This window comes from Amycolatopsis sp. NPDC043885, from assembly GCF_056435685.1.
Map to the genome: position 1 here is coordinate 334207 of NZ_JBWKEA010000008.1, position 10338 is coordinate 344544.

12 protein-coding genes are annotated in these 10338 nt (G+C 69.3%); 9 read left to right on the forward strand and 3 right to left on the reverse strand.

Annotated elements, in window-relative coordinates:
• The first annotated feature begins 30 nt into the window (after window positions 1-30).
• The 6 genes from AC069I_RS24740 to AC069I_RS24765 all read left to right on the forward strand — a co-directional run bounded on the left by AC069I_RS24740 (window position 31) and on the right by AC069I_RS24765 (window position 5778).
• Window positions 31-1377, forward strand: coding sequence for a UDP-glucose dehydrogenase family protein (locus AC069I_RS24740; protein ID WP_478229634.1), 1347 nt, complete (start codon window positions 31-33; stop codon window positions 1375-1377).
• Between the two features lie 66 nt (window positions 1378-1443).
• Window positions 1444-3033 carry a DHA2 family efflux MFS transporter permease subunit gene (locus AC069I_RS24745; RefSeq protein ID WP_478229633.1) on the forward strand — a complete coding sequence of 530 codons (1590 nt, stop codon included), beginning with the start codon at window positions 1444-1446 and terminating at the stop codon, window positions 3031-3033.
• 31 nt (window positions 3034-3064) lie between these two features.
• On the forward strand, window positions 3065-3592 hold the full coding sequence (locus AC069I_RS24750) for a 2-oxoglutarate and iron-dependent oxygenase domain-containing protein (protein WP_478229632.1): 528 nt from the start codon (window positions 3065-3067) through the stop codon (window positions 3590-3592).
• Entirely contained in the window at window positions 3589-4056 is a 468-nt protein-coding gene (locus tag AC069I_RS24755; protein WP_478229631.1) for a 2OG-Fe(II) oxygenase family protein, read from the forward strand. The genes AC069I_RS24750 and AC069I_RS24755 overlap by 4 nt, the downstream gene beginning before the upstream one ends.
• Window positions 4057-4152: 96 nt before the next feature.
• Window positions 4153-4557, forward strand: coding sequence for a YciI family protein (locus AC069I_RS24760; protein ID WP_478229630.1), 405 nt, complete (start codon window positions 4153-4155; stop codon window positions 4555-4557).
• Window positions 4558-5778 carry an RNA polymerase sigma factor gene (locus AC069I_RS24765; protein WP_478266489.1) on the forward strand — a complete coding sequence of 407 codons (1221 nt, stop codon included), beginning with the start codon at window positions 4558-4560 and terminating at the stop codon, window positions 5776-5778.
• A gap of 98 nt (window positions 5779-5876) precedes the next feature.
• Here AC069I_RS24765 and AC069I_RS24770 read toward each other — a convergent pair whose 3' ends face one another.
• Window positions 5877-6701 carry a hypothetical protein gene (locus AC069I_RS24770; protein ID WP_478266490.1) on the reverse strand — a complete coding sequence of 275 codons (825 nt, stop codon included), beginning with the start codon at window positions 6699-6701 and terminating at the stop codon, window positions 5877-5879.
• Between the two features lie 250 nt (window positions 6702-6951).
• On the reverse strand, window positions 6952-7620 hold the full coding sequence (locus AC069I_RS24775) for a nitroreductase/quinone reductase family protein (protein WP_478229704.1): 669 nt from the start codon (window positions 7618-7620) through the stop codon (window positions 6952-6954).
• A 110-nt stretch (window positions 7621-7730) separates the two neighbouring features.
• Between AC069I_RS24775 and AC069I_RS24780 the strand changes: the two genes are divergently transcribed.
• Window positions 7731-8165 carry a MarR family transcriptional regulator gene (locus tag AC069I_RS24780; protein WP_340688756.1) on the forward strand — a complete coding sequence of 145 codons (435 nt, stop codon included), beginning with the start codon at window positions 7731-7733 and terminating at the stop codon, window positions 8163-8165.
• An 8-nt stretch (window positions 8166-8173) separates the two neighbouring features.
• Window positions 8174-8500: a YciI family protein gene (locus tag AC069I_RS24785; RefSeq protein ID WP_478229627.1), complete on the forward strand. Its 327-nt coding sequence runs from the start codon at window positions 8174-8176 to the stop codon at window positions 8498-8500.
• On the opposite strand, the gene AC069I_RS24790 is transcribed toward AC069I_RS24785, so the two are convergent.
• Window positions 8497-9321: a class I SAM-dependent methyltransferase gene (locus AC069I_RS24790; protein ID WP_478229626.1), complete on the reverse strand. Its 825-nt coding sequence runs from the start codon at window positions 9319-9321 to the stop codon at window positions 8497-8499. The two genes, AC069I_RS24785 and AC069I_RS24790, sit on opposite strands and share 4 nt — an antisense overlap.
• 141 nt (window positions 9322-9462) lie before the next feature.
• Between AC069I_RS24790 and AC069I_RS24795 the strand changes: the two genes are divergently transcribed.
• A complete protein-coding gene (locus AC069I_RS24795) occupies window positions 9463-10116 on the forward strand; it encodes an NAD(P)-dependent oxidoreductase (protein ID WP_478229625.1) in 654 nt (217 codons plus the stop codon).
• Window positions 10117-10338: the final 222 nt, after the last annotated feature.

Below are 10338 nucleotides of genomic sequence, written 5' to 3' on the forward strand. Positions count from 1 at the left end.
TAACTGGAGGGTAAGGGAATGGGTGCAACTATGGGGGCAGAGGTCGCCGTCATCGGCGCGGGCTACGTCGGACTGACCACGGCCGCGTGCCTCTCGTCCTTGGGACACCGCGTCGTCTGCGCGGACGTCGACCAGGAGAAGGTCGACGCGCTGCGGCGCGGTGAGGCGACCATCAGGGAACCGGGGATCTGCGAACTCGTGGTGGACGGGCTGGCGTCCGGGCGGCTGCGGTTCGTCCTCGGCGCGAGCGCGGCGGCGGCCGCGGCGGATATCGTGATCCTCTGCGTGCCGACCCCGATGGGCGCGAGCGGCGCGGCGGATCTGTCCACTTTGGAATCCGTTGTGGCCGAGGTGCGGGATCTGCTGCCGCCCGGCTGCGTCGTGGTGAACAAGTCGACGGTCCCCGTCGGCACGGCGGCCCGCGTCGCGGACCTGATCGATCGCCCGGACGTGGCGGTCGTGTCCAATCCCGAGTTCCTGCGCGAAGGGTTCGCGGTCTACGACTTCCTGAACCCCGACCGGATCGTGGTCGGTTCGGCCGACCGTGACCCGGTCCCCGCCCGCCGGGTCGCCGAGTTGTACGAGCAGCTCGACACCTCCGTGCTGGTGACCGATTCCGCGAGCGCGGAGATGATCAAGTACGCGTCCAACTGCTACCTCGCGACGCGTCTGTCCTTTGTGAACACCGTCGCCGAACTGTGCGAGTACCTCGACGCGAGTATCGACGACGTGACGACCGGGATGGGTTACGACGAGCGGATCGGCAAGTCGTTCCTGCGACCGGGCCCGGGCTGGGGCGGCTCTTGCCTGCCGAAGGACACTTTCGCGCTGCTGCGCACCGCGGAATCGGCGGGCAGCGATTTCGCCCTGCTGCGAGCGGCGATCGAAACCAACGTGAAGCAGCAGGAACTCGTGGTCGACAAGGTGCGCAAGGCCGTTGGCGGCGACCTCGCCGGCGTCCGGATCGGCCTGCTCGGCTTGACGTTCAAGGCCGGGACGGACGATCTGCGGGATTCCCCGTCGCTGGCGATCGCGGCACTGCTGGCCGCCGAAGGCGCTGTACTGACCGGCTACGACCCCAGCGTCCACGCGCCGGTGGCGGGCGTGACGGACGACGTGCGGATCGCCGGGACCGCCTATCACGCGGCGAACGGGGCGGCGGCGGTCGTGCTGCTGACCGAGTGGCCGGAGTTCCGTGCCCTCGACTGGGGGCGGATCGCCGACCGGCTCCACGGCCGGTCCGTCATCGACACCCGGAACCTGCTCGACCCGAACACCGTGGCGCGGACCGGGCTTTCGTATCAGGGAATCGGTCGTCCGGACAGCGTCTGGGCCCCCGTGGCGAACGTCGTCGAAATGGTCACGCAAGCAGGATGACCCCGGGCGGACGGCGAGCGGCCCTGCTCGTCGTCCGCCCCTTCCAGCGCCGGAACAGGAGGACGGATGGCGAAGCGGACCCGGCCCTGGCCGGCGCTTTTCGCACTGTGCCTGGGTTTCTTCATGGTCATGCTCGACATCAGCATCGTGAACATCGCGGTGCCGTCGATGGTGCGCGAACTCGGCACCGAGCTGACCGCGGTGATCTGGGTGACCAGCGTGTACCTGCTCGCCTACGCCGTCCCGATCCTGCCCGCCGGCAGGCTGGGCGACCGTTTCGGGCCGAAGCGCGTCTTCGTCGCCGGGCTGCTGGTGTTCACCGCGGCGTCGCTCTGGTGCGGGCTTTCCGGTGACGTCGAGACGCTGATCGCCGCCCGCGCGGTGCAGGGCCTCGGTGCCGCGTTGATGACCCCGCAGACCACGGCCTTCATCACGCATCTGTTCCCGCCGGACGAACGCGGCCCGGCGATGGGCGCCTGGGGCAGTGTGGCGGGGCTCGCCATGATCGCCGGCCCGGTACTGGGCGGTGTGCTCGTCGACCATCTCGGCTGGGAATGGATCTTCTTCGCGAACGTCCCGGTCGGGCTGATCGCGCTGGCGCTCACCGTCGTCCTCGTCCCCGACTGGCGGCCGGGGAATTCGCACCGCTTCGACGTTCCCGGAATCCTGCTCTTCGGCGCGGGTCTCGTTTGCGTCGTCTTCGGTATCCAAAATGGACAGACCTACGGCTGGGGAACGGCCTTCGAGGTCATCGGGGCAGGGGTGCTGCTGCTGGGCGGTTTCGTCCTGTGGCAACGGGCCAACCGCCGCGAACCGCTACTGCCGTTGCGGATCTTCCGCCACCGCGACTTCTCGCTGGGTGCCGCGGCCGCGGTGACGGTCGGTTTCACGATGACCGGCATGCTTCTGCTGTTCGTCATCTACGTCCAGTCGGTGCTCGGCCTGTCCCCGGCCGACGCCGGGCTGCTCATCGCGCCGCTCGCCGTGGTGTCCGGCGGCGTCGCGCCGTTCGCGGGCAGGCTCTCGGACCGGGTGAATCCCAAGTACCTGCTGGCGTTCGGGCTGCTCTCGTTGAGCGGCGGCCTGTGCCTCGTCTCGCTGGTGATCATCCCGGCGAGTTCGCCGCAGGCCCTGCTCCCCGGACTGCTGCTCTGCGGTCTCGGGGTCGGGTTCACCTTCTCGCCGATGAACAACGTGACCCTCAACTCCGTCGAGCGTTCGCTGGTCGGCAGCGCGTCGGGCATCTTCAACACCGCGCGCCAGGTCGGCGGGGTGCTCGGCGGCGCGGCCGTCGGAGTCCTGGTGCAGGCGCGGGCGGGCGCCTCGATGACGGCGCGGGCGAACGAAGCGGCGGCGGCGTTGCCCGCCGAGTTCCGGCAGCGTTTCGTCGACGGTTTCACCGGGGAGGCCGGGGCGGAGGTCGCCGCCGGCGAGTTCGGCGGCACTCCCGAGGTCCCCCTGGATCTGCCGTCCGAGATCGCGGCCCAGGCACGGGAACTCGCCGCGCAGGTCACCGGCGCCGCGCTCACGGACGGGGTCAAGGCCGCTTTCCTCCTTCCCGTCGGCGCGCTGATCCTCGGACTGTTGTGCTCGGTGAACCTGCGCGGGCCGATCGGGCAGCGCAGATCGCCCGATCGGATGACCGCGACCCGGTGATCACCGGCGCGGACCTGGTTACCGTCGCTCCATGACTCTCGTACCGACGGTCGACCTGAGCACCTGGCACGACGGCGACCGCACTCGGCTCGCGCACGCCGTCGACGAGGCCTTGAGCCGCGTCGGGTTCCTGCAGGTCGTCGGGCACGGCATCCCGCGGACGACGATCGACGACATGCGGAAAGCGACCGCAGCCTTCTTCGCGCTCCCTGTCGAGGAGAAGCTCCGATCCGCGCCGGCCGACCGCGCCTCGGATCGCGGGTACGCGGCCGAAGGCACCGAAGGGCTGGCGTACAGCCTCGGTGAGACGACGCCACCCGACCTGTCGGAATCGTTCGTCATCGGCGCGGAGCACATCGACGGCGAGGACCCCTATGGCTTCTTCGCCCCCAACATCTGGCCCGAGCTGCCGGAGAACCTGCGTCCCGCGCTCACCGCGTACGCCGACGAAGCGCACCGGGTCGCGCGAGTGCTGCTGGAGATCTTCGAGAAGGCACTCGGGCTCCCGACGGCTACCTCGGCGCGTACACCCGGCACCCGACACGCACCTTGCGGGTGAATCACTTCGAGCGCCGCGCCGGAGCGCCCGAGCCCCTGCCGGGCCAGATGCGGCTCGGCGCGCACACCGATTACGGCATCGTCACCGTCCTCTACGCCGACCCCGTCCCCGGGCTGCAGATCCACGGTCCCGACGGCGCCTGGCACGACGTCGTCCCCGCCGAGGACGCGCTGGTGGTGAACCTGGGCGACCTCACCGCGCAATGGACCAACGACCGCTGGCGCTCCACCCTGCACCGGGTCGTGCCGCCGTCCGGGCCGGGGCCGTCACGGCGGCGAAGCGTGGCGTTCTTCTTCGACGGCGACCACGACGCCCGGTTCGAATGCCTTCCGACCTGCCAGTCCGCCGAAAACCCGCCGAAGTATCCGCCGGTCCTGGGCGGCGAGCACCTCTACGCCAAGATCACCGGTGGGCGGACCCTGGAACCCGCCGACGCGATGAACACCGCGGCCGACCGCGGCTGAGGAAGAATCCTCGGCGGACCATGTCCGGTCCTGTCCGGCGGCTCCGACGTCCCCGGCAGAAGGCACCGGAGCGGTGCCCGCCGAGAGGAGAGAACCATGAAGTACATGATCATGATGTTCGGGTCGCAGAAGGACCTCGTCGACATCGCCGGCGCCTGGAGTGCCGACGAAGTCAAGGCCCTGCACGAGTTCATGAGCAAGTGGAACAACGACCTGGTCGAGTCCGGCGAGTTCGTCGACGCTCAGGGCCTCTCCCAGCCGACGCACGCGCGCCGCGTCTCCCTGCGGGACGGCGCGCTCGTGGTGACGGACGGGCCGTACGCCGAGACGCAGGAGGTCCTGGTCGGGTACACGACCGTCGACTGCGTGAGCTACGACCGCGCGACCGAGATCGCGGCCCGGCTGGCGGCCACCCCGCATCCGGAAGGCAGCGACCTCGGCCGCGACTGGTACGTCGACATCCGGCCGTGCGCCGACAGCTTCGAAGAACTGGAGCTCTAGGTGCCGGACAGCGGCGTCGAGGATCTGCTGCGCGAGCTGTCGCCGCAGGTCCTCGGAGCCGTCGTCCGCCGCTACGGTCACTTCGACCTGGCGGAGGACGCGACGCAGGAGGCGCTGCTCGCGGCCGCGACGCAATGGCCTACCGAAGGGCTGCCCGAGAATCCGCGCGCGTGGCTCATCACGGTCGCCTCACGGAGGCTGACCGACCTCCTGCGTGCCGAGCAGGCGCGGCGCCGTCGCGAGGACACCGTCGTCCAGCGCACCTTGCCGGAGGAGCACCTCGCCCCCGCCGCGGACCGGCGTGCCGCCGACTCGGACGACACGCTCGTCCTGCTCTTCCTGTGCTGCCACCCGTCCCTGTCGCCCGCGTCGCAGTTCGCGCTGACCCTGCGCGCGGTCGGTGGCCTCACCACCGCGGAGATCGCCCGCGCGTTCCTGGTCCCCGAAGCGACGATGACCCGGCGGATCAGCCGCGCGAAGGCCGGCATCAAGGCCGGCGGTGTCCCGTTCGGCATGCCGCCGGAAGCGGGACGGCTCGACGCGGTGCTCCACGTGCTGTACCTGATCTTCACCGAGGGATACGCCAGCACGTCCGGTCCCGATCTGGTGCGGAACGACCTGTCCGCCGAAGCCATCCGGCTGACCAGGATCGTCCATCGGCTGCTGCCGGACGACAGCGAGGTCGCCGGGCTGCTCGCGCTGATGCTGCTGACCGACGCGCGCCGTCCGGCGAGGACGGGGCCGGACGGCGCGCCGATCCCGATGTCCGAACAGGACCGGGGCCGGTGGAACACCGAGTACGTCGCCGAGGGCGTCGCGCTGCTGTCCGAAGCGCTGCCGCACGGGCCGACCGGGCAGTACCAGATCCAGGCGGCCATCGCCGCGCTGCACGACGAGGCGCCGAACGCCGAGGAGACGGACTGGCCGCAGATCGAGGCGCTGTACCGGCTTCTGCTGCGGCTCTCCGACAATCCGGTGGTGGCGCTGAACCACGCCGTCGCCGTCGGAATGGCCCGAGGGCCGCGAGAAGGCTTGGCGGCGTTGGAAGAGCTCGGTGACCGGATCTCCGGCGACCACCGGTTCCACGCCGCTCGCGCGCATCTGCTGGAGATGGCCGGAGACACCGCCGAAGCCGTCGAGTCCTATGTGGAGGCCGCGCGGCGCGCCACGAGCCTGCCGCACCAGCGCTATCTCCACACCCGCGCCGAACGCCTGCGCTGATCATGAGTGGCGAGCCGGGCTTGGGGGTCGTGAGTGGTAAAGACGGTTCTAACCGTCCTTACCACTCACGACCCGCCCAGCCCATGTGACACCGGGTGCTAGCAGCTGACGAGGAGCCCGGTGACCGCCGTGCAGGTCGCCGACGCGGTGTCATTGGCCGCGTTGGGGTCGGCGACGGAACTCTGCGTGATCTTCGCGGTCGTCTTGACCGGTCCGACGGTCAGCAGCCCGGTCGCCACCGAGAACTTGGCCGTGGCACTGGCACCGGACGCGAGGGACGAGAAGTCACAGTTGACGACCTTCGTGCCGCTCGGGTTCGAGCAGGCCGGGGAGCCGGTGAAGCGCAGCCCGTCGCCGAGGGTCGACGCCACCCGGATCCCGGACGCCGCGGCCGGGCCCGCGTTCGTGACCTTGACCGTGAAGTCGATCGACGACGTCAGGAGCCCGCGCGGGGACGCGGTCAGCGTGACCCCGAGGTCGGCCGTGCTCGGCGTGTCGGTGATGGTCAGCACAGGGCCGTCGAGGATCTCGAAGCTGTAGTTGTCACCGACGAACTGGTGCTGCAGCGTGACATCGCCCAACGGGGCGTCGTCCTTGACCCGGAAGGTGAACACCACGGTCTTGCTCTGTCCGGGGGTCACGGTGCCGACGCCGCCGCGGATGCTGCCGCCGAGCATGTCGCAGGCGAACGCGCCGGGACAGGACACCAGGTCGACGATCCCAGGGAGCGGGGATTCCTTTCCGTAAAGCGTCGCCTTGCCGCCCTCGATCGTCGACGTCGCGTCGGCGTTGTAGACGGTCTGCGTCACGGTGAATGTCTGTCCACGTTGGACTGTTGTCGGCGAGACCTCCACCGCGCTGGTCGGCGGGGCGGCGAGAGCAGAGGTGGGCGTCACGAGCATGATCGTGGCCACCGCGGCCACCAGAGACAGAATCGAGGCTCTTCGAAGCTTCATTCGGTTCTCACTATTCCGGTCGGGGGCGTCGCGCCGATCGGTGCGGACAACGATCAGTCGCCCAGGAACGGACCTTCGTTACCGGTGTTTCCCACCGGCCGTCCCAAGGCTCTCACCCGCTCGGAGCAACCCGCTCGCGTGTTCCAGGTGCACAACACGCGCCTTCGGTCAGCAGTTCGATCACCACGCTCGTTCCCAAGCTGTGACAAAACGGCGGCTAGCTCGCGCCGTCACCGCGGAGCGCGGGAAGCAGATTCGCCTCCTCGTAGGCGAAGTGCTCTTCGAGTCCCTTCACGACGCGCTCGAACTCCTCTCGCAGCACGGCGCGTTCGATCTTCCCCTTACCCTGCAGCAGCAGTTGATCGAGATCGCGCAGTGCGCGGGACACGGTTTCGTGCTCCTGACGCAACCGCTTCAGCGCCGGCGCGAGCCCGGGATGGGCCTTCTCGATCGCGGTGAACGCGCCGTCCTCGCGGAGATGATGCATGCGCAGGTCGTTGCAGAAGGTCACGCAATGGCCGAGCAGCTCGCGCCGCGGATTCCGCCGGTCCGCGACCGGCGCACCGTCGAGTTCGGCCCGCGCGGCCGCCAGCGTCTTGCGGAGCTCCCCGTGATGGACGAGCAGCTGGTCGGCGATCGCCCGGCCGCGGGCGGCATCGACTTCCAAGAGATGCAGCGTGAAACCCCGCTGCCCGCCTTCGAGCGGCACGGCACGCGCGGCATGCGGCACGCCGTCGATCTCGAGTGTCGCTTGTGGACTGACCAGAAGGTCGCGATACCAAGGCGAATCGCCGTCGGGCGCGAACGCCAGGTACCGGCTCCCGGACGGGCGGCAGTCGACACGAGTGGTGCGGGGACGCCCCGTTTCGGCGTCCGCGGTGGTCATCGGCACCGGTACTCCCCAGGTAGCATCATCGTGAAAGCTATTTTGCTTTGCAAGCAAAGTCTCTTTGTCTGCAAAGGTATCCAGGAGGGTGCCCTGTGTCAACCGAGGACATGGAAGTCGACGACGCCGTGCGGGCTTTGCTGCTGCTCATGCCGCGGATGGTCGGACGCGCGAAGCGGATCAAGATCCCCGAAGAACTCCAGTCACTGTCGCTGGCTCCGCGTCATCTGTCACTGTTGTCGTACCTGCTCTTCGACGGGCCCATGACGGTGAACGAGCTGGCCGAGCGCCTGGAGGTCGCCCCGACCACGGTGAGCCTGATGGTCGGCGAACTGACCAAAAAGGACGTGCTCGACCGGCGCGAGGACGAGACGGACCGGCGGCGGCGGATCGTCGCCATCGCCGAGCCGATGCGGCCCGCGATCGACGGCTGGCTCGCGCAGGGCGCCCGCGCCTGGCAGAAGGCGCTCACGCCGTTGACCCCGGCCGAACGGCGCGTGTTCATCGATACCCTGCGCGCCTACGAAGACGGACTGACCGACTAGGAAGAGCGGTGCGCTACCTGCTCATGCTCTGCGGGACCGCCGGCGATCCGGCGGTCACCACCGACATCACCGAACCCTGCCGCGCCTGGGGCGAAGAGATGACGCGACGCGGCCTGCGCGTGAACGGAATGGGACTGCACCCGCCCGAGTCGGCGACGACCGTCCGTGTCCGCGGCGGCGAGGCACTGCTCACGGACGGTCCGTTCGCCGAGACGAAGGAACAGATCGGCGGAATCAACATCCTCGAATGCGACAGCCGCGAACAAGCCGTCGAGGCGGCGAAGACCCACCCGTGGGCCGCGATCGGCACGATCGAGGTCCGCGAACTGCTTTAGGCGATCCGGACGGTGACCTGGTTGTCGGCGTAGGTGTAGGCCACGTATTCGAATTCGACGCCGGTGCGTTCGACGTACTCCAGCCACGCCTTGTGCTCGTGCCGCTGCCAGCCGGGGTAGTTGAAGAATTCGTCGAAGTGCACGATGCTGCCGGACCGCAGACGCGGGCCCACCAGATCGAGTACGGTTTTCGCGGAGCTGTACAGATCGCCGTCCACGTGAAGGAAATCGACGACGCCTTCGTGCCGCTCGAGAAAACCCGGAAGCGTGTCGGCGAAAAGTCCGACGACGAGTTCGGCTCCGGGGACGTCCGGCAGGTCGTCGCGCGCGAACGAACCGGCGGGCATCCCGTTGAGCCAGTTCTCCGGGAGTCCCTGGAACCAGTCGAATCCGTAGGTCTCGACACCACCGCGGGCCTTGGCGATCGCGCGCAGCGTGTTCCCGCTCGCGACACCGAATTCGAGGGCCATTCCCCCGGACGGGGCAAGGGAAAGCGCGTACGCGAGAGTCTCTTGTGGACGCGCGAAATGCTTGGTCCCGGTCAGATGCTCACGGGCGAAACGATTGCTGTCCCTGGCCGCGTCCTGGTCACCGGCGTAGATGATGTCGCGACGGCTCCGGATTTCGAACTCGACGATCCGATCGAAACAGCGATCCCCTTGGCGGACGATCTCCTCCCGCAGTTCCGCGGCGACCCGTTCCAGTTCCTCGGTATAAGGATCATGGAATCGGCGGGCGAGCCGGTGCAGGCCCCGGCCGAGCGTGCCGCGAGCCGACCGGCTCAGGGTTTTCAGGGCTGAATGGGGTACCAGGTGACGCATCCCGGGACGATACACCAGCACCATCCGGGTGAACGGCTCCAGAACGCGCGGGGCCGGTTTCGTTGCGGTAACCGAGGGGGCCGCTCCTAGCATCGCGATCGCCGCCGGTACTCGGGTGCCGGCACCGGAAAAGGGAGCGCGATGAGCAGGATCGTCATCTTCGGGGCGGGTGGACGCGGCGGGCGCCGCGCCGTCGCCGAAGCCGTGAGCCGCGGGCACCAGGTCACCGCCGCCGTGCGGGATCCCGGCCGCCACCCGGATCTCGCCGGGGACAACGTCACCCTGATCGCCGCCGACGTCACCGTCGCGGACGACGTCGCGAAGGCCGCCGCCGGGCACGACGCCGCGATCAGTTCCATCTACCGCGCGGACCTTCCGTCACGCGAGTACTACCCGGCCGCCGCGCACGCGCTGATCGACGGCCTCGGCCGGGCCGGTGTCGCGAGGCTGGTCGTCGTCGGCGTCGGGTCGGCGCTGGAGATCGCTCCGGGCGTCGCCTTCCACGACCAGCCGGGCCGGCCGCCCGAGCACCGCGAGTTCTCGCTCGGGCACACGGCGGAACTGGAGGTCTTCCGTGCGTCCGGCGGCGGGCTCGACTGGGTGGTCATCGCGCCGCCGCCGGCGATGATCGACGAACACGCCGAGCGCACGGGCTCGTACCGCAGCGGGGACCACCGGGTGCTGCCGCGCGCGGCGGACGCGGGACCGTTCTCCTACGCGGACCTCGCGGTCGCGCTGGTCGACGAGATCGAGCGGCCGAAGCATTCACGGATGATGGTCGCCATCGACCACTGACCGGCGTCGTGAGTGGCGATTCGGAGTTGGCGGCAGGAGCGGGACTCGCCGACCAGGCACCTTCCAACTGTTCATAACGGACTTTTCCGCGGTGACAGTGTCCGACTTGGTGATTTGCGCTGTTCGGCGAGGGGGTCGTGGGGGGGGGGTTTTGGTGGGGAACCCAAAAACCCCCCCCCCCCCCCCCCCCAACCCCCCCCCCCCGCACCCCACCCACACCCT

Bases quoted from the DNA above. Each gene is read 5' to 3' on its own strand.
- AC069I_RS24740 (WP_478229634.1), top strand. From the start codon at position 31: ATGGGGGCAGAGGTCGCCGTCATCGGCGCGGGCTACGTCGGACTGACC.
- AC069I_RS24745 (WP_478229633.1), top strand. From the start codon at position 1,444: ATGGCGAAGCGGACCCGGCCCTGGCCGGCGCTTTTCGCACTGTGCCTG.
- AC069I_RS24750 (WP_478229632.1), top strand. From the start codon at position 3,065: ATGACTCTCGTACCGACGGTCGACCTGAGCACCTGGCACGACGGCGAC.
- AC069I_RS24760 (WP_478229630.1), top strand. From the start codon at position 4,153: ATGAAGTACATGATCATGATGTTCGGGTCGCAGAAGGACCTCGTCGAC.
- AC069I_RS24775 (WP_478229704.1), bottom strand. From the start codon at position 7,620: ATGACCACCGCGGACGCCGAAACGGGGCGTCCCCGCACCACTCGTGTC.
- AC069I_RS24780 (WP_340688756.1), top strand. From the start codon at position 7,731: ATGGAAGTCGACGACGCCGTGCGGGCTTTGCTGCTGCTCATGCCGCGG.
- AC069I_RS24790 (WP_478229626.1), bottom strand. From the start codon at position 9,321: ATGCGTCACCTGGTACCCCATTCAGCCCTGAAAACCCTGAGCCGGTCG.
- AC069I_RS24795 (WP_478229625.1), top strand. From the start codon at position 9,463: ATGAGCAGGATCGTCATCTTCGGGGCGGGTGGACGCGGCGGGCGCCGC.